General features: G+C 60.9%; 17 protein-coding genes. 11 read left to right on the top strand and 6 right to left on the bottom strand.

What is annotated here, in order from left to right; all coding sequences use genetic code 11:
* Nucleotides 1–5 precede the first annotated feature (5 nt).
* A complete protein-coding gene (locus tag APH41_RS15495; protein WP_054919987.1) occupies nucleotides 6–287 on the top strand; it encodes a hypothetical protein in 282 nt (93 codons plus the stop codon).
* On the opposite strand, the gene APH41_RS15490 is transcribed toward APH41_RS15495, so the two are convergent.
* A complete protein-coding gene (locus APH41_RS15490) occupies nucleotides 284–2,326 on the bottom strand; it encodes a S9 family peptidase (RefSeq protein WP_054919985.1) in 2,043 nt (680 codons plus the stop codon). The genes APH41_RS15495 and APH41_RS15490 overlap by 4 nt on opposite strands.
* A gap of 24 nt (nucleotides 2,327–2,350) precedes the next feature.
* Here APH41_RS15490 and APH41_RS15485 point away from each other — a divergent pair, with 24 nt between their 5' ends.
* Genes APH41_RS15485 through APH41_RS15475 form a run of 3 tightly spaced genes read left to right on the top strand, consistent with a single transcriptional unit; the run spans nucleotide 2,351 to nucleotide 4,238 of the window.
* On the top strand, nucleotides 2,351–2,878 hold the full coding sequence (locus tag APH41_RS15485; RefSeq protein ID WP_054919983.1) for a hypothetical protein: 528 nt from the start codon (nucleotides 2,351–2,353) through the stop codon (nucleotides 2,876–2,878).
* A gap of 30 nt (nucleotides 2,879–2,908) precedes the next feature.
* On the top strand, nucleotides 2,909–3,685 hold the full coding sequence (locus tag APH41_RS15480) for a class II glutamine amidotransferase (RefSeq protein WP_003189615.1): 777 nt from the start codon (nucleotides 2,909–2,911) through the stop codon (nucleotides 3,683–3,685).
* Between the two features lie 10 nt (nucleotides 3,686–3,695).
* Complete coding sequence (locus APH41_RS15475; RefSeq protein ID WP_034126628.1) at nucleotides 3,696–4,238, top strand: DUF2937 family protein; 543 nt, start codon at nucleotides 3,696–3,698, stop codon at nucleotides 4,236–4,238.
* A gap of 114 nt (nucleotides 4,239–4,352) precedes the next feature.
* Here the strand turns inward: APH41_RS15475 and APH41_RS15470 are convergent, their stop codons facing one another.
* Nucleotides 4,353–5,273, bottom strand: coding sequence for a LysR family transcriptional regulator (locus tag APH41_RS15470; RefSeq protein ID WP_034126629.1), 921 nt, complete (start codon nucleotides 5,271–5,273; stop codon nucleotides 4,353–4,355).
* Between the two features lie 175 nt (nucleotides 5,274–5,448).
* Between APH41_RS15470 and APH41_RS15465 the strand changes: the two genes are divergently transcribed.
* The 4 genes from APH41_RS15465 to APH41_RS15450 all read left to right on the top strand — a co-directional run bounded on the left by APH41_RS15465 (nucleotide 5,449) and on the right by APH41_RS15450 (nucleotide 8,446).
* Nucleotides 5,449–6,189: a 5-oxoprolinase subunit PxpA gene (locus tag APH41_RS15465; RefSeq protein ID WP_034126630.1), complete on the top strand. Its 741-nt coding sequence runs from the start codon at nucleotides 5,449–5,451 to the stop codon at nucleotides 6,187–6,189.
* A complete protein-coding gene (locus APH41_RS15460) occupies nucleotides 6,186–6,890 on the top strand; it encodes an allophanate hydrolase subunit 1 (RefSeq protein WP_054919980.1) in 705 nt (234 codons plus the stop codon). Before APH41_RS15465 ends, APH41_RS15460 begins: the two co-directional genes overlap by 4 nt.
* Entirely contained in the window at nucleotides 6,887–7,798 is a 912-nt protein-coding gene (locus APH41_RS15455; protein WP_054919978.1) for a biotin-dependent carboxyltransferase family protein, read from the top strand. Before APH41_RS15460 ends, APH41_RS15455 begins: the two co-directional genes overlap by 4 nt.
* Nucleotides 7,799–7,903: 105 nt before the next feature.
* A complete protein-coding gene (locus APH41_RS15450; protein WP_054919976.1) occupies nucleotides 7,904–8,446 on the top strand; it encodes a hypothetical protein in 543 nt (180 codons plus the stop codon).
* 42 nt (nucleotides 8,447–8,488) lie between these two features.
* Here APH41_RS15450 and APH41_RS15445 read toward each other — a convergent pair whose 3' ends face one another.
* The 3 genes from APH41_RS15445 to APH41_RS15435 all read right to left on the bottom strand — a co-directional run bounded on the left by APH41_RS15445 (nucleotide 8,489) and on the right by APH41_RS15435 (nucleotide 11,802).
* On the bottom strand, nucleotides 8,489–9,667 hold the full coding sequence (locus tag APH41_RS15445) for a VWA domain-containing protein (RefSeq protein WP_003189625.1): 1,179 nt from the start codon (nucleotides 9,665–9,667) through the stop codon (nucleotides 8,489–8,491).
* Nucleotides 9,667–10,512 (bottom strand): MoxR family ATPase, encoded by an 846-nt coding sequence (locus tag APH41_RS15440; protein WP_003210690.1) that lies wholly within the window; start codon nucleotides 10,510–10,512, stop codon nucleotides 9,667–9,669. Before APH41_RS15440 ends, APH41_RS15445 begins: the two co-directional genes overlap by 1 nt.
* A gap of 213 nt (nucleotides 10,513–10,725) precedes the next feature.
* Nucleotides 10,726–11,802: a DUF748 domain-containing protein gene (locus APH41_RS15435; protein ID WP_054898991.1), complete on the bottom strand. Its 1,077-nt coding sequence runs from the start codon at nucleotides 11,800–11,802 to the stop codon at nucleotides 10,726–10,728.
* A gap of 127 nt (nucleotides 11,803–11,929) precedes the next feature.
* On the opposite strand from APH41_RS15435, the gene cysK reads away from it, so the two are divergent.
* Together cysK and APH41_RS15425 are read left to right on the top strand one after the other, a co-directional pair.
* Nucleotides 11,930–12,904: a cysteine synthase A gene (gene cysK / locus APH41_RS15430; protein WP_054919974.1), complete on the top strand. Its 975-nt coding sequence runs from the start codon at nucleotides 11,930–11,932 to the stop codon at nucleotides 12,902–12,904.
* A gap of 243 nt (nucleotides 12,905–13,147) precedes the next feature.
* Complete coding sequence (locus APH41_RS15425; protein WP_005786126.1) at nucleotides 13,148–14,086, top strand: aspartyl/asparaginyl beta-hydroxylase domain-containing protein; 939 nt, start codon at nucleotides 13,148–13,150, stop codon at nucleotides 14,084–14,086.
* A gap of 177 nt (nucleotides 14,087–14,263) precedes the next feature.
* Here APH41_RS15425 and acnA read toward each other — a convergent pair whose 3' ends face one another.
* Nucleotides 14,264–17,005, bottom strand: coding sequence for an aconitate hydratase AcnA (gene acnA, locus APH41_RS15420; RefSeq protein WP_054919971.1), 2,742 nt, complete (start codon nucleotides 17,003–17,005; stop codon nucleotides 14,264–14,266).
* Between the two features lie 196 nt (nucleotides 17,006–17,201).
* Between acnA and rlmM the strand changes: the two genes are divergently transcribed.
* Nucleotides 17,202–18,278: a 23S rRNA (cytidine(2498)-2'-O)-methyltransferase RlmM gene (rlmM, locus tag APH41_RS15415; RefSeq protein WP_054919968.1), complete on the top strand. Its 1,077-nt coding sequence runs from the start codon at nucleotides 17,202–17,204 to the stop codon at nucleotides 18,276–18,278.
* The last annotated feature ends 79 nt before the right edge of the window (nucleotides 18,279–18,357 follow it).

Raw genomic sequence — 18,357 nt, 5'->3', positions numbered from 1 at the left:
CATCGATGAAGTGCAGCATTCTAACGGTCATTGTGTTGAGCGCGCTCGCATTGGGTACCGCGCAGGCTCAGGAGTTACAAACCGTACCGGTCGCGCCCACGCCAACCCCAGGCGCGCCGGGCACGCCAACACCCACGTTGTACCCGCAAGTCACGCCGCCCGTTGCGCCCAAAACCCATAATGGCTCGCCGCCGCTGGCGCCCATCGTGCTGCCGGCGCCGCCCAAGGACCAGACGGTCCCTGGCCTGCAGCAGAACGACAGCAAGCCGAAAACGCCGGGCGGTTAGACCAGACCGAGGGCCTTGAACACAAAGGCATATTCGAGGGCGACGTCACGTAAGCCCTGATAGCGCCCGCTCATGCCGCCATGGCCGGCACCCAGCTCGGTCTTGAGCAGCAGCAGGTTGTCGTCCGTCTTGATATCCCGCAGCTTGGCCACCCACTTGGCGGCTTCCCAGTACTGCACGCGGCTGTCGTTATAGCCGGCGATCACCAGCGTGGCCGGGTAAGCCTGGGCGCGGACGTTCTCGTACGGCGCGTAAGCCTTGATGCGCGCATACACCTCGGGTTCCTCGGGGTTGCCCCACTCGTCGTACTCGGTGATGGTCAGCGGCAGTTCCGGGTCGAGCATGGTATTGAGCACATCGACGAACGGCACTTCGGCAATCGCCGCCTGGAACAATTCCGGACGCTGGTTGAGCACCGCGCCGATCAACAGGCCGCCGGCACTTCCGCCACTGATCGCCAGTTGCTGGGAGGTGGTCAGGCCCTCGGCAATCAAATGTTCGGCGCAGGCGATAAAGTCGCTGAAGGTGTTCTGCTTGTGTTCCTGCTTGCCGTTGCGATACCAGGCTTCCCCCAGCTCACCGCCGCCGCGCACATGGGCGATGGCAAACGCCACGCCACGGTCGAGCAAGCTCAGGCGCGCATGGGAGAACCACGGGTCCAGGCTTGAGCCGTAGGCACCGTAGCCATACAGGTACAGCTGCGTCGGCTTGCCGAGCTGGTCACGCTTGACCACCAGGCTGATGGGTACCTGAGTGCCGTCGGCGGAAGTGGCCCACAGGCGTTGGCTGACGTAATCGTCGGCGTTGAAGACGCCCAGCACCGGGGTTTCCTTGAGCACGACCTGCGCGCCTGTCGCCAGCTCGAGCTGACGCACTTGGGCCGGGCGATTCAAGGCCTCATAGCGCAGGCGGATCTTGTCGCTGGGGAACTCCAGGCTGTTCTGCACGTAGAGGCTGTAGGCGGCGTCAGGCAATTGCACCCGATAGGCCGGCACATCCTCAGGGTGCACTTCGATGACTGGCAGGCCACCGATGCGCAGGCTCAAGGTCATGGCGTTGGCGTTCAGGCTCACGCCGTCGAGCATGACCTCGTCGCTGTGGGGGATCAGGTTCTGCCAGTCCGCTTCGGTGGGCGGCGTGCCGGTGTCGGCGGCCACGTACAGCGCATGGTTGATGCCATCGCGGTTGCTGCGGATAAACCAGGTCCACTGGCCATTGCGCTTGCCGTGGTCGACGTCGTATTCGTGGTCTTCGACCCGTGGCGCCAGGCAGGTGAAGGCCAGGTGCGGTTGCTCGGCGTCCAGCGCCCAGACTTCGCTGGTGGTCTTGCTGCCCAGGGCCAGCAACAGTTGGCGTTCGGAGCTTGAGCGGTAGCAATGCAGGAAGAAACGGCCGTCGGGCTCGTGGAAGACTTCCTGCGCGGCGGTGCCGTCCAGGCGATAGCGATACAGCTTGTGCGGGCGATGGGTGTCGTCCAGTTCGCCGAAAAACAGCGTCAGGCTGTCATTGGCCCAGGTCATGCTGCCATCGCAGTTGTCGAACGCCAGTTCGCTGACCTTGTCGGTCGCCAATTCCTTCACGAACAGGGTGTAAATCTCTTCGCCGCTGGTATCGAGGCTGTAGGCCAGGCGTTGGTGATCGGGGCTGATGCTGAACGCGCCCAGGGAGAAAAAGCCGCCATTGGCCAGCACGTTTGGGTCCAGCAACAGCTCTTCGCTGCTGGTGTCCACCTGGTTGCTGTCATCGGCCGGGCGGCGGCAGCGGTAGTGGCGGGCGTATTCGTCGCCGGCGGTGGTGCGGGTGTAATACAGGTACGGGCCCCAAGGGGAGGGCAGGGACAGGTCAGTTTCCAGAATGCGGCCCTTGATCTCGTCGAACAGGGTCTCGCGCAACGCTTGCTGATCGGCCAGTTGGGCTTCCTGCCAGGCGTTTTCGGCCTTGAGGTAGTCGAGCACCTCAGGGTTGTCGCGTTCTTGCAGCCAGGCGTACGGGTCTGGGCCTGGGGCCTTGCGGGCAATCGGTGCGGTGGAAATAGGCATGGATAATTTCCTATCTGGCAGACGGTGGCAGGCATTGCAGCCGCGACACGCAAAAGCCGTTATCATAGCCGCCTGTTTGCCAACCTTGCCATGGACACCATGACCGAGAACGACTATCTGACCGCTTGGGGCCTTTACGCCTTCGCCGCTTTGGGCTGCCTGTTGGTGTGGTGGCGCATGACCCGCTGGATCTGGCGCTGGCTGCGCGAGCCCCTGCAATTGCTGATGGCGGTGTTGCTGCTCAGCCCGACCATTGTCGACCCGGTCAAGACCCAGTTTGCGCCGGCCGTGGCCATTACCGCCCTGGACCTGGTGCTCAAGGTCGGCAACAACGCCTGGCGCGCCATTTCCGACCTGTTCATGTACACGATGATCGCGTTTGCCCTGTACATCGTGTTTGTGCTGATTCGCTGGCCCATCGAGCGCGCCGCCAACGCTCGCCGTGAGCGCAAGGCTGCTGCGGATGCGGCCTTGGCCGTCGAGCCGGAAGACGACGAACCGTTCCGTCGTCCGGCGCCTGCCGGTGGTATGCGGGTCGAACCGCGCCTTTAACGTTGTTTGCCCTGCAGCGAGAGCCCTGGCATGTGTGAATTATTGGGCATGAGTGCCAACGTCCCCACCGATATCGTGTTCAGCTTTACCGGGCTGATGCAGCGCGGTGGGCGCACTGGCCCGCACCGCGACGGCTGGGGCATTGCCTTCTATGAAGGCCGTGGCCTGCGCCTGTTCCAGGACCCGGCTGCCAGTAGCGAGTCGGAAGTCGCATTGCTGGTTCAGCGTTACCCCATCAAGAGCGAAGTGGTGATCGGCCATATCCGCCAGGCCAATGTGGGCAAGGTCAGCCTGGCCAATACTCATCCGTTCGTGCGCGAACTGTGGGGGCGTAACTGGTGTTTTGCCCACAACGGCCAACTGGCGGACTTCAATCCCCGCGCCACCTTCTACCGCCCGGTGGGCGATACCGACAGCGAAGCGGCGTTCTGCGACTTGCTCAACCGTGTGCGCGAAGCCTTCCCAGAGCCGGTGGACATCGAACAGGTGCTGCCCGACCTGATCGCCGCCTGCGCCGAATACCGCAGCAAGGGCGTATTCAACTGCCTGCTCAGCGACGGCGACTGGCTGTTCTGCTATTGCTCGACCAAGCTGGCACAGATCACCCGGCGGGCGCCTTTTGGCCCGGCTCGGTTGAAAGATGTCGACGTGATCGTCGATTTTCAGGCCGAAACCACCCCCAATGATGTGGTAACGGTGATCGCCACCGAGCCGTTGACCGACAACGAAAACTGGACCCGCTACGAACCGGGCCAATGGAGCCTGTGGCGACGCGGTGAATGTGTCAGCCAGGGCGTTACCGAGTAAGGAATCGAGCATGTTGCTTAGCTATCTGCGGTTGGTGCTGTTTGCCGTTGGCTTGTTGGTCGGCGTGCAGGTGCCGGGGTTTATCAATGACTACGCCAAGCGCGTCGAAGCCCACTTGATCGAGGCCCAGACCGGCTTGCGCGGTTTCGAGTCCACGGCGCAGCAGTTTTTCAACGGTGATATGCAAGCCTTGGTGGCGCATTACCGTGCCAGCGATGACCCGGTATTCCAGAGCGACGCCAGCAGCCTGGGCGCTATGCTCGATCGCCAACTCGAGTTGGACAAGCAATACCAGGCCATGCAAGGCCCCTGGTACATCCGTGCCCTGCAAGTGGCGGTGGCTGCCGACCCGGATATCCGTTCGGAGACCTGGAATGGCTACAGCTACCAGATTCTGCTGACGCCTGAAGCCATGGGCTGGGGCCTGGGCGGGGCGATGCTGTTGTCGTTCGGCATCGAGTGCCTGTACCGCTTGATCGACTGGGTGGTGTTGGGCGGCCGGCGCCTGCGCCAGAGCCGGCCCATCGAAGAACGGGACCTCAAGGGCCTCTAACGACCCACTGATCGTTCCCACGCTCCGCGTGGGAATGCTTTTTCTGACGTTCCGCGTCGCGCTTGGAGGCGCAGAGCGCCCTAGGCTGCGTTCCCACGCAGAGCATGGGAACGATTAATCGGGTTTATGCAGTTGCATGCGTTCTGCACCGACTTGCTCGGCATAGCGGGCGACGACTTTCTGGCACAACCCCACAATTTCCTCCACCAACTCCACTCCTACGCGCCACGACACCACCACCTGCAAGTTCGGCAGGCGCTGGGCCATTGGCAGCATCACCAATTCCCCTCGCTCCAGCTCTTCGCTCACCAGCACCGGCGGCAGTGCGCCGATACCGAAGCCATCGCGCAGCAACCGGGTAATCGCTGACACCGAGTTCACGCAGTTCATGCGCGGTGCGGCCACGCCATTGGCCTGCATCAAACTCAACACGTCCTGATGCGGGTGAGAGTTTTTCGAGTAGGTGATGATGCGCTCCTGGGCCAGTTCGGCGAGGGAGGCGTAGTCGCGGTTGTAGATCGACTGGCTGGCCACGATCCAGGCCATGGGGTGGCTGGCCAGTTCCAGGCTGCGCACGGTTTCCAGGCGCAGCAGGTCGGTTTGCAGGATCAGGTCAAGAAAGCCTTTTTGTAGCTGATCGCTGAGGTTCAGCGCGGTATCGGCGATCAGCTCGATCTCCACCAGCGGGAACAGTTTCATCAGTTCAGCGACCAGCGGGCTGAGCCAGGTGTGGATCACCGTGTCCATCGCGCCGATCCGAATGCGCCCGACCTTGCTGCTGGTGGTCTCCAGAGACTGCTTCAAACCCTGCATGGTCACCATCATTTGCTCGGCATAGTCGAGCACTTTCAAGCCTTCCGGGGTCAGGCTCACGCCTCGCGAGTCACGCAGGAACAGCTTCACGCCCAGCTCGCTTTCAAGCACGGCAATGCGGCTGGAAATCGAGGCCTGGGTGGTGAACAGCTTCTCGGCCGTGAGCCGGAAGCTCTTGAGCCTGGCCACCCAGACGAAGGTTTCGAGGAACTTCAAATTCATGGGATCAACTTTTTCTTATGCATGGATCGGTTTTTATTAGTTGGACGTCGCAGCGGGCAAGCGCCAAAAATCGAGCTATTCCACGATAAGCGTCGTCGGGGTGTCAGGACAAGTTGCGAGTTCTGTGTAAAAAATCCCACACTACAAGAAAACAAAGCCTACAGGAGCGACCACCGTGAGCCGCCTGCTACTGAACTGCGACATCGGCGAAAGCTTTGGTAACTGGACCATGGGTCTGGATGCCGAAGTCATGCCGTTCATTGATTGCGCCAACGTGGCCTGCGGCTTCCATGCCGGCGACCCGAGCATCATGCGCAAGACCGTCAGCCTGGCGTTCAAGCACGGCGTACAAGTGGGCGCCCACCCGGCCTACCAGGACCTGCAAGGCTTCGGCCGGCGCTCCATGAACTACACGCCGCAGGAAATCCAGGACCTGTTGCACTACCAGATCGGTGCGCTGGACGGCATCTGCCGCGCTCAGGGCGGGCGCGTCAGCTATGTGAAACCCCATGGTGCGATGTACAACGACATGATGGCCAACCCCGCGCAGTTGCGTGCGGTGATCCAGGCCGTGGCCGCCTACGGCGACCTGCCGCTGATGCTGCTGGCCACCCGGGATAACCGCGCGGCCCAAGCGTTGGGTGATGAATACGGGGTGACGCTGTGGTTCGAAGCCTTTGCCGACCGTGCCTATGACAGCAAGGGCCATCTGGTTTCCCGCCAGTTGCCCGGCGCGGTGCACCATGACAGCGAAACCATTGTGCAGCAGGCCCTGACCCTTTCCCGTGGCGAATCGCTGATTGCCAGCGACGGCAGTCCATTGGTACTCCAGGCCAATACCCTGTGTGTGCATGGCGACAACGCCAGCTCGGTGGCTGCCGTGCAGCGGATCCGCGAAGCGTTGAAAACAGCATGAACCCACGCATCGAAGTGGTGGCGATCGACTGCCTGATGGTGCGTCTGTTTGACGTGATCGCCGAAGCCAACATGCCGTGGATGCTCGCGGCTACCGAGCGCCTGCGCAATGGCTTTGGCTTGGCATTGGTGGACCTGGTGCCGTCCTACACCACCTTGATGGTGCATTACGATCTCACTGCGCTAACCCCGGCCCAGGCCCGGGCGCTGATTGACCAGGCCCTCGCCGATCTGCAACCCCAGGCCCAGGGCAGCGGCCAGTGCCATGTGTTGCCAGTGTGGTACGACCTGAGTGTCGGCCCGGAACTGACCTTGTTGTCCCAGCGCAGCGGGCTGGCCGTGGAGGAGGTGATCCGCCGCCACAGCGCCCACGAGTACCAGGTATTCGCCCTGGGCTTTGCCCCTGGGTTTGCCTTTATGGGGCTGGTGGACGAAGTGCTCGCCACCCCGCGCCTGAACACGCCGCGCAAACGCGTGGCCGCTGGCAGTGTCGGTATCGCCGAACGGCAGACCGCCGCTTACCCGGTTGTATCCCCAGGCGGCTGGAACCTGATCGGCCGCACCCCGGCCAAACTGTTCGACCGTGAGCGCGACGGCTACAGCCTTATGCAGCCCGGCGACACGGTGCGCTTCGAAGCGGTCAGCCACGCGCAATTCATCCACTTGGGTGGCGACGACACGCCGCTGGAGGCGCAGGCATGAGCCGCTTGATCATCGAGGCCAGCACGCCGCTGTGCCTGTTGCAAGACGGCGGGCGATTCGGCGTGCGTCATCTGGGCGTGACCCAGGGCGGCGCGCTGGATTGGGTGTCGATGTCCTGGGCCAACTGGCTTTTGGGCAATGCCCTAGATGCGCCGGTGGTGGAGATCACCCTTGGGGGCTTTACCGTAGAGGCTGAGGATTATTGCCTGCTGGCCTTGGCCGGTGCGGACCTGGGCGCCTATGTCGATGAGCGGGCGATAAGCCCCGGTCGCAGTTTTATCCTGCAAAAGGGCCAGCGACTGCGCTTCACCCAGCCGTGCAATGGGGCACGCGCTTATCTGGCCGCGCCCGGTGGCTTTGATGCGCAGACTGTACTGGGCAGTTGTGCCACGGTCGTGCGCGAGGCATTGGGCGGGGTGGACGGTTTCGGCAAAGCCTTGGCCGAAGGCGGGCGGTTGGCTTATTCCGGTACGGGCGGTGCAATGAAGGTGCTGGCCAACCCGGATGTGCAATCCGCTGCATCACTGGACGTGATCATCGGCGCGCAGATAGGCCAGTTCAGCGGGCAGAGCCTGTTTGATGCCTTCAACGCCGAATGGTCTCTGGACAGCCGTGCCGACCGTATGGGCGTGCGTTTGCTCGGCACGCCATTGCAGTATCAGGGGCCGTCGTTGATTTCCGAAGGGATACCGTTGGGCGCGATCCAGGTGCCCCCGGATGGGCAGCCGATTGTGTTGCTCAATGACCGGCAGACGATCGGTGGTTATCCGCGGTTGGGCGCGTTGACGCCTTTATCCTTGGCGCGGCTGGCGCAGTGTTTGCCGGGGGAGAAGGTGCGGTTGGCACCGGTGGTGCAGGAGGCTGCGCATCGGCAGCACATAGAGTATTTACGCAGGTTTTCAGCGTAAGTGGGTTTTAAAGATGAGTCCTACGACATTGCAGAATTTTGTCGTCTTTGCCCCAGCGCACAGCCATGCAAGCCTTGATTGGCTTATTCACTATCAGGCTTTGCTATGCGCTATTTGAAGATATATGCCCAGGATGTACTCGATAACGATATTCCGGATGTGGTCTATCTGGAGTTTTATGACACCGCCCAAACCCCCGCGCTTGTGCATCGGGCAACGGCATTTGATATTACTGACGATGGCCAGTTTGACTGGATTATTGCGGATGATCTCAATCAAGACGGCATTGTCGACAAGGTTGACCGGGAGATGGCACTGGAGTTTTCCCAGCTGTTTCTGGCTTTCCAGTGGTTCAGTCTCGATGAGCCCTTTGACAAATACCTGAAGGTGTTTGCCGGCGACTTCGATGACAACGGGATTCCTGATACGGTACGGCTGCACTTCCACCATGGCGAGGGAGACCCTCGAGATGAAACCATCGTCTATTCGGCGGCGGTATACAGCGACGGGAATGGTCAAGGGGCCAGTGTTTCGATCAATCAGGATGTGAACAACGACGGGAAAGTAGACCGCCAGGATTCTGAACTGATCAAACAGTTCGCTGCGCTCTTTCTCAGGTTTTCCTGGATCGACAACGAGCACTGCTGAGTGCCGTGCCTGTAGCCGATAGCATCGGCTACAGGCCAGGGTTCACTTGGATAGAAAACGCATGCCCTCTTCAAGCCCGCGCAGCGTCAGCGGATACATTTGATCCTCCACCAACTCCCGCACAATCCCCGTCGACGCCGTATAGCCCCAGGTATCTTTCGGGTAGGGGTTAATCCAGATCAGCTTCTTGTACTTGGCCATGAAACGCTGCATCCACACATACCCGGGCTCCTCGTTCCAATGCTCGACGCTGCCACCGGCCTGGGTGATTTCATAGGGCGCCATGGCCGCATCGCCGATAAAAATCACTTTGTAGTCGGCGCCGTATTTGTGCAGCAGGTCCTGGGTGGAGGTGCGTTCGGAAGTACGGCGCTGGTTGTTCTTCCACACCGATTCGTACACGAAGTTGTGGAAGTAGAAATACTCCAGGTGCTTGAACTCGGTCTTGCACGCGGAGAACAGCTCTTCGCAGATCTTCACGTGGGCATCCATCGAGCCGCCGATGTCGAACAGCAGCAACAGCTTGATAGTGTTACGCCGTTCGGGGCGCATCTGGATATTCAGCAAGCCGGCATCGCGGGCGGTGTGGTCAATGGTGCCGTCGATATCCAGCTCTTCGGCCGCGCCCTGGCGCGCAAACTTGCGCAGGCGGCGCAAGGCGATCTTGATGTTGCGCGTGCCCAGTTCCACCTGGTCGTCGAGGTTCTTGTACTCGCGCTGGTCCCAGACTTTCACCGCCTTGCCCTGACGCTTGCCGGCGTCACCGACGCGAATGCCTTCAGGGTTGTAGCCGCCAGAACCAAAGGGGCTGGTGCCGCCGGTGCCGATCCACTTGTTGCCACCGGCGTGGCGTTCTTTCTGTTCTTCCAGGCGTTTCTTGAACTCCTCGATCAGCTTGTCGAGGCCACCCAGGGACTGGATCTGCGCGCGTTCCTCATCGCTCAAGGAACGTTCGAATTCCTTGCGTAGCCATTCTTCGGGGATCAGCGCCTGCAGGTGGTCGTCGAGCTTTTCCAGGCCGTTGAAATAGGCGCCGAAGGCCCGGTCGAACTTGTCGAAATGCCGCTCGTCCTTGACCAGGATCGCCCGGGCCAAGTAGTAGAACTCGTCCATGTCGGCGAAGGTCACGCGCTGTTTGAGCGCGTTGATCAGGTCGAGCAGCTCGCGCACCGACACCGGTACCTTGGCGGCACGCATTTCGTTGAACAGGTTGAGCAGCATCAGCGATTACCGCGACGGCTCATGAACGCCAGACGCTCCAGCAACTGCACGTCTTGCTCGTTCTTCACCAGGGCGCCAGCCAGGGGAGGGATGGCCTTGGTCGGGTCGCGCTCGCGCAGCACTGCTTCGCCAATATTGTCGGCCATCAGCAGCTTGAGCCAGTCGACCAGCTCGGAGGTGGACGGTTTTTTCTTCAGGCCCGGCACCTTGCGCACATCGAAGAACACGTCCAGCGCTTCGCTGACCAGGTCTTTCTTGATGTCCGGGTAGTGCACATCCACGATCTTTTGCAGGGTGGTGCGGTCGGGGAAGGCGATGTAGTGGAAGAAGCAGCGGCGCAGGAACGCGTCCGGCAGCTCTTTTTCGTTGTTGGAGGTAATGATGATGATCGGGCGCTTCTTGGCTTTGATGGTCTCGTCGATTTCGTAGACGTAGAACTCCATCTTGTCGAGTTCTTGCAGCAGGTCGTTGGGGAACTCGATGTCGGCCTTGTCGATTTCATCGATCAGCAGGATCACCCGCTCTTCGGACTCGAAGGCTTCCCAGAGTTTGCCCTTCTTCAGGTAGTTGCGCACATCGTGGACCTTGTCCACGCCCAGTTGCGAGTCACGCAAGCGGCTCACTGCGTCGTACTCGTAGAGGCCCTGATGCGCCTTGGTGGTGGACTTGATGTGCCAGGTGATCAGCTTGGCGCCGAAGGATTCGGCCAGTTGCTCGGCAAGCATGGTCTTGCCGGTGCCCGGTTCGCCCTTGACCAGCAATGGCCGTTCCAGGGTGATGGCGGCGTTGACGGCCAGTTTCAGGTCATCGGTAGCCACATAGGCCTGGGTGCCTTCGAACTTCATCGGTCATTCCTCGAATTCATCAATGGCCTGACTATACCGCGCAGCCCCGGCGACTGTGAACGCAGACGGGGCATTCAGTCTCTGAATGGCGGGTCACATCAGCCCTGGCCCATGCAGGAAGTGTGGGAGCTGGCTTGCCTGCGATGACGGTGTATCAGTGACAGATGAGCTGGCTGACCCACCGCCATCGCAGGCAAGCCAGCTCCCACAGGGTTAATCAGCGCTGGGCTTGGGCTGTTCGTAACGAGCATTGAACGCCTGGATGAACCCATTGCGCAGAATCGCGATCACCGCAGAAAACGCACTGACATTTTGCTGATGCACGCTACCGCTCAGCTCTACACGGGTGGCGAACTGGTTTTTACGCTGGTTTTTCAGCACGGTTTCGCTGGCGCCCACCACGGCTTCCCAGATCGAACGGAAGATATTCTTGTCCTGGTTTTCAACGTCTTGTTGCCAGTCGAACACCTCCACATCGCGCAGCAGCGGCTTGATGTAGCCGGTGAGCCGGCCATTTTCAGCCTGGGCTTCAATCACCACATCGCCTGTGCCAGCCTTGAAGTCGAACTTGCCATAGGCAGAGGCGAAGTCATTCATGCGTTTTAGTTGCAGGTCGCGGGCGCGGAAGCGGAACTCGAACTCTTCGAAATCGCTCAGCGGGTCAAAGGTGGCGTTGGCTTCCAGAGGCGCCTGGCCTTGCAGCAGTGCCTTGCCTTCAAAGCGTGCATCGCGCTTGCCTTTGACATCCACCACATTGGTCAGGTTATAGAAGCTGGCGTTGACCGCGGTGGCGTTGATGTTCACCTGGGGCTTGGAGCTGAAGTTATGGAAGGCGATCTCGCCGTCTTCGATGCGCACTTCATTGAGGGTAATCGGCAGCAGCTTGCGCAGTTGTTCCTGCCAGTCGGTGCCCTTACCGGTCTGCGACGCCTGTTTGTTGGCCCCGCCATCGACGAAGTTGATCTGCGGGCGCACAAAATGCCCCTCGGCCACGACGGCATGGTCGTACCACAGCGAATGCCAGCTCACTGCGAACTCGATCAGCGGCGCCTTGACGAACGGCACCGGGACCTTGCCGTCCACCTTGACGATTTGCAGGCCGTTGATCCGGTAGGCGCCGCGCCATAGCGCAAGGTCCACATCGGCAATCTCGCCACGGTAATCGCCCATGTTGGCGAGTTTGTCGTTCAGGTAGTTGCGCACCAGGTAGGGCAGCGCGATGTGCACGGCAATCAGGACTAGCACCAGAGCGGCGATTGTCCCTAACGGCCAACTGTAGCGACGTTTCATTGGGCAGTTCTCCTAGCTTGTAGGGGATTGACTGTTCTGATCGTCGCAACGTTCCTCCTTCTGGACGCTTGGGAGCACGAGGCATACCCTTGGGGCCTTTCCCAAAGTCTCGACAACAGGAATCGTCATGAGCCGCATCTTCGCAGACAACGCGCACTCCATCGGTAATACGCCTCTGGTTCAGATCAACCGCATCGCACCGCGTGGCGTGACGATCCTGGCCAAGATCGAAGGGCGCAACCCGAGTTATTCGGTCAAGTGTCGCATTGGCGCCAGCATGGTCTGGGATGCAGAAAGCAGCGGCAAGCTCAAGCCGGGCATGACCATTGTCGAGCCGACTTCGGGCAACACCGGTATCGGCCTGGCGTTTGTCGCCGCCGCCCGTGGCTACAAATTGCTGCTGACCATGCCGTCGTCCATGAGCCTTGAGCGCCGTAAAGTGCTCAAGGCTCTGGGCGCCGAACTGGTGCTGACCGAGCCGGCCAAGGGCATGAAGGGCGCCATCGACAAGGCTGCCGAGATCGTCGCCAGCGACCCGGCCACCTACTTTATGCCGGCCCAGTTCGATAACCCGGCAAACCCTGCGATCCACGAGAAAACCACCGGCCCGGAAATCTGGAACGACACCGATGGCGCCGTGGACGTGCTGGTGGCAGGCGTGGGGACCGGCGGCACGATCACCGGAGTATCACGCTATATCAAGAACACGGCGGGCAAGCCGATTCTGTCGGTGGCCGTGGAACCCATGGTTTCCCCGGTGATCACCCAGGCCTTGGCGGGTGAAGAGATCAAACCCAGCCCCCACAAGATCCAGGGTATCGGCGCCGGATTCGTGCCGAAAAACCTCGACCTGTCGATGGTCGACCGCGTGGAGCTGGCGACCGACGAGGAGTCCAAAGCCATGGCCCGACGCTTGATGCTGGAAGAAGGCATCTTGTGCGGGATCTCCTGTGGCGCCGCCATGGCCGCGGCCGTGCGCCTGGCCGAGAAGCCGGAGATGCAGGGCAAGACTATTGTGGTGATCTTGCCGGACTCCGGTGAGCGCTACCTGTCGAGCATGTTGTTCAGCGATTTGTTTACCGAGCAGGAAAACCAGGCCTGATCTTAAGGGCAACCCTGTGGCGAGGGAGCTTGCTCCCGCTGGGTTGCGCAGCGGCCCCATTATTCTGGGAGCGCTTCGCACTCCAGCGGGAGCAAGCTCCCTCGCCACAAGGTTGATGTATGTCACCCGGTCGGTCTGGGCCTTCTGCATAATGGCTCAAGTGTTTATCATGGCCGGCTGTTACGTCTGGTTTCCCATTGACGGAAATTTGCTGGCCAGGCGCTTATTTCCAGGAGTTGCTGCATGACCTTTTCTTTGGCCGCCAAACTGTCGGTGTTGCTGCTGTTCATCGGCAGCACGCTGTATGTGCACCTGCGTGGCAAGGCCCGTTTGCCGATGTTGCGTCAGTTCGTCAACCATTCGGCGCTGTTCGCCCCATATAACGCCCTGATGTACCTGTTTTCCGCGGTGCCGTCCAAGCCCTACCTGGACCGCAGCAAGTTCCCGGAACTGGATGTGCTCAAGGACAACTGGGAAGTTATCCGCGAAGAGGCCATGCACCTGTTCGACGAGGGCTACATCCGCGCCGCCGAAAAGAACAACGACGCTGGTTTCGGTTCGTTTTTCAAGAAGGGCTGGAAGCGTTTTTACCTCAAGTGGTACGACAAACCGCTGCCATCGGCCGAGGCGCTGTGCCCCAAGACCGTGGCGTTGGTGAGCAGCATCCCTAACGTCAAGGGCGCGATGTTTGCGCTGTTGCCGGGCGGCAGTCACCTCAACCCGCACCGCGATCCGTTTGCCGGTTCCCTGCGTTATCACCTGGGGCTGTCCACGCCGAACTCCGACGACTGCCGTATCTTCGTCGACGGCCAGGTCTACGCCTGGCGCGACGGTGAAGACGTGATGTTCGATGAAACCTACGTGCACTGGGTCAAAAACGAAACCGAACAGACGCGGGTGATCCTGTTCTGCGACATCGAGCGGCCATTGAGCAACCGCGTGATGACCCGCATCAACCGCTGGGTCAGCAAGCAACTGGGCCGAGCAACCGCACCGCAGAACCTCGATGACGAGCGCGTGGGCGGCATCAACCAGGCGTACGCCTGGAGCAAGACCTTCAGCGACAAGTTCAGCGGCCAGGTCAAACAGTGGAAGCGCAAGCATCCCAAAGCCTACCGCATTGCGCGGCCGGTGCTGGCGGTGGTGGTGCTGGTGCTGCTCTGGAAGTGGCTGTTCGGCTAAACCGCACACCATAAAAAGGCGCTGTATCGAAAGATACAGCGCCTTTTTCATGCCTGGAATGTGATCAAGACTGTGGGAGCTGGCTTGCCTGCGATGGCGGAGTATCAGCTATAAAAATGTTGGCTGACCCACCGCTTTCGCAGGCAAGCCAGCTCCCACCTTTGATCTGCGTTGCTCTTAAGAGGCGATCAACTGGCGCAGCACGTAGTGCAGAATCCCACCGGCCTTGAAGTACTCCACTTCATTCAAGGTATCAATCCGGCACAGCACCTCAACCTTCTCGCTGCTGCCATCCTCCCGCGTGATCACCAGCGTCAGGTTCATCCGCGGCTCGATCTCGGCATCGGTCAGCCCGTGGATGTCGATCTTCTCCTTGCCAGTGAGCTTGAGTGTCTTGCGGTTCTGATCCAGCTTGAACTGCAACGGCAACACGCCCATGCCTACCAGGTTGGAGCGGTGGATACGCTCGAAGCTCTCGGCGATCACCGCCTTGACGCCCAGCAGGTTGGTGCCCTTGGCTGCCCAGTCGCGGCTGGAGCCGGTGCCGTATTCCTGGCCGGCGATCACCACCAGCGGTGTGCCCGAGGCCTGGTACTGCATGGCGGCATCGTAGATCGCCATTTTCTCGCCCGTAGGGATATACAGCGTGTTACCGCCTTCTTCGCCGCCGAGCATTTCATTGCGGATACGGATATTGGCGAAGGTGCCGCGCATCATCACTTCATGGTTGCCCCGGCGTGAGCCGTAGGAGTTGAAGTCACGCGGCTCCACGCCCTGTTCGCGCAGGTAGCGCCCGGCCGGGCTGTCGGCCTTGATATTGCCGGCAGGGGAGATGTGGTCGGTGGTTACCGAGTCCCCCAGCAGGGCCAGCACGTTGGCGCCCTTGACGTCCTCGATCACCGGCAGCGGGCCAGCAATGTCGTCGAAGAACGGCGGGTGCTGGATGTAGGTGGAATCCTGCTGCCATACGTAGGTGGCTGCCTGCGGTACTTCAATGGCTCGCCATTGCTCGTCGCCGGCAAACACTTCGGCATATTCCTTGTGGAACATGCTGGTGCTGACTTGGGCCACCGCCTCGGCGATTTCCTGGCTGCTGGGCCAGATGTCCTTGAGGTACACCGGATTACCCTGCTGGTCATTGCCCAGCGGCTCGCTGCTGATGTCGATGCGCACGGTGCCGGCCAGCGCGTAGGCGACGACCAGGGGTGGCGAGGCCAGCCAATTGGTTTTCACCAGTGGGTGCACGCGGCCTTCGAAGTTACGGTTGCCGGACAGCACCGAGGCCACGGTGAGGTCGGCCTTCTGGATGGCTTTTTCGATCGGCTCGGGCAGGGGGCCGGAGTTGCCGATACAGGTGGTGCAGCCGTAGCCCACCAGGTCGAAGCCAAGCTTGTCCAGGTACTGGGTGAGGCCCGCAGCCTTGTAGTAGTCGGTGACCACTTTGGAGCCCGGCGCCAGGGAGCTTTTCACCCAGGGCTTGCGGGTCAGGCCTTTTTCCACGGCTTTTTTCGCCACCAGCCCGGCCGCCATCATCACGCTGGGGTTGGAAGTGTTGGTGCAGGAGGTAATCGCGGCGATCACCACCGCGCCGTTTTTCAGGCGATAGGTGTTACCTTCGTATTCATAATCCGCCTCGCCGACCAGGTCGGCATTGCCCACGGCAACGCCGCCTCCGCCTTCGCTTTCCAGGCGGCCTTCTTCTTTGCTGGTGGGCTTGAATTGCAGGTCGAGAAAATCGCTGAACGCTTGGCCTACATTCGGCAGGGCGACGCGGTCCTGGGGGCGTTTGGGCCCGGCAAGGCTGGCCTCGACAGTGCCCATGTCCAGGGCCAGGGTATCGGTGAAGACCGGCTCCTGGCCGGCGTTGCGCCACAGGCCCTGGGCCTTGGTATAGGCTTCCACCAGCTTGACCGTCTCAGCCGGGCGGCCGGACAGGCGCAGGTAGTCCAGGGTCACCTCATCCACCGGGAAAAAGCCACAGGTCGCGCCATATTCCGGTGCCATGTTGGCGATGGTCGCGCGGTCGGCCAGGGGCAAATCGGCCAGCCCGTCGCCGTAGAACTCCACGAACTTGCCCACCACGCCTTTCTTGCGCAGCATTTGCGTGACGGTCAGCACCAGGTCGGTGGCGGTAATGCCTTCCTTGAGCTTGCCGGTGAGCTTGAAGCCGATCACTTCCGGGATCAGCATCGACACCGGCTGGCCAAGCATCGCCGCCTCGGCTTCGATCCCGCCCACGCCCCAGCCCAATACGCCGAGGCCGTTGATCATGGTGGTGTGGGAGTCGGTGCCTACCAGGGTGTCGGGGAAGGCGTAGGTGCGGCCGTCTTCCTCTTTGGTCCATACGGTGCGGCCCAGGTATTCGAGGTTGACCTGGTGGCAAATGCCGGTACCCGGTGGTACCACGCTGAAGTTGTCGAAGGCGCTCTGGCCCCAGCGCAGGAAGGCGTAGCGTTCGCCGTTGCGCTGCATCTCGATATCGACGTTCTGCTCGAAGGCGCTGGTGCTGCCAAACTTGTCGACCATCACCGAGTGGTCAATCACCAGATCCACCGGTGACAGCGGGTTGATGCGCTGTGGGTCACCCCCGGCCTTGGCCACGGCAGCGCGCATGGCGGCCAGGTCGACCACGGCGGGTACCCCGGTAAAGTCTTGCATCAGCACGCGAGCGGGGCGGTACTGGATCTCGCGGTCGGACTGGCGTTCTTTGAGCCAGGCGGCGATGGCCTTGAGGTCGGTGCCGGTGACGGTCTTGGCGTCTTCCCAGCGCAGCAGGTTTTCCAGCAGCACCTTGAGGGACATCGGCAGCTTGTCCAGGTCACCCAGGCTCTTGGCGGCTTCGGGCAGGCTGAAGTAGTGGTAGGTTTTGCTGTCTATTTGCAGTGTCTTAAGGGTTCTCAGGCTATCAAGGGATGACATTACATGACTCCTTATGGTCCGCACGGCTACGGACCTGACGGGACGAACAGAGCTATCACGTTAGCGCTGTTTTCATTAGCAGGCTAATAACTGGACTCTATCGCTGAGTCCAAGGTTCCGAACTCGGCTATCATGCGCGCGTTTTCATGACAGGTATTGCGATAGCGCAACGCCGGTTGATTCACCAGGAGATTCAATGAACACCCTTTTTATGCACTGCCGCCCGGGTTTTGAAGGCGAAGTCTGTTCCGAGATCGCGGAGCACGCTGCGCGCCTGAACGTTTCCGGCTACGCCAAGGCCAAGACCGGCAGCGCCTGCGCCGAATTTGTCTGCACCGAAGAAGACGGCGCCCAGCGCCTGATGCACGGCCAGCGCTTTGCCGAGCTGATCTTCCCCAGGCAGTGGGCGCGCGGGGTGTTTATCGACCTGCCGGAAACCGACCGCATCAGCGTGATCCTCGCCCACCTGCGCGAGTTTCCGCTGTGCGGCAGCTTGTGGCTGGAGATGGTCGACACCAATGACGGCAAGGAACTGTCGAACTTCTGCAAGAAATTCGAAGTGCACCTGCGCAAAGCCCTGCTTAACGCCGGCAAGCTGGTGGACGACCCGAGCAAGCCGCGCCTGCTGCTGACCTTCAAGAGCGGCCGCGAAGTGTTCATGGGCCTGGCCGAGTCGAACAACTCGGCGATGTGGCCCATGGGCATCCCGCGCCTCAAGTTCCCGCGTGACGCGCCCAGCCGTTCGACCCTCAAGCTGGAGGAAGCCTGGCACCACTTTATCCCCCGTGACCAGTGGGACGAGCGCCTGCACGGCGACATGACCGGCGTCGACCTCGGCGCCGCACCGGGCGGCTGGACCTGGCAACTGGTCAACCGTGGCATGCTGGTGACTGCCATCGACAACGGCCCCATGGCCGAAAGCCTGATGGACACCGGCCTGGTGCAGCATCTGATGGCCGACGGCTTCACCTTCGTGCCCAAGCAGCCGGTAGACTGGATGGTCTGCGACATCGTTGAGAAGCCCGCTCGCAACGCGGCACTCTTGGAAACGTGGATTGGCGAAGGGCATTGCCGCGAGGCGGTGGTGAACCTGAAGTTGCCGATGAAACAGCGTTACGCCGAAGTGAAGCGTTTGCTGGAGCGCATCGAAGAGGGCTTCAAGGCGCGTGGCATTCGTGTGGAGATCGGCTGCAAGCAGCTCTACCATGATCGCGAAGAAGTGACCTGTCACCTGCGCCGCCTGGTAGATGTAAAGAAATCCAAAGGCCGCTGATATTAAATGTGGGCGCTGGCTTGCCTGCGAAAGCGGTATAACAGTCGAAGTTTATGTTGAATGTGCCCCCGTCATCGCG

It is taken from the genome of Pseudomonas sp. NBRC 111138, from assembly GCF_001320835.1.
GTDB classification, from domain to species: domain Bacteria; phylum Pseudomonadota; class Gammaproteobacteria; order Pseudomonadales; family Pseudomonadaceae; genus Aquipseudomonas; species Aquipseudomonas paracarnis.
The sequence above is the reverse complement of the archived record's forward strand: the minus strand, read 5'-3'. Positions and strand labels throughout refer to the sequence as shown.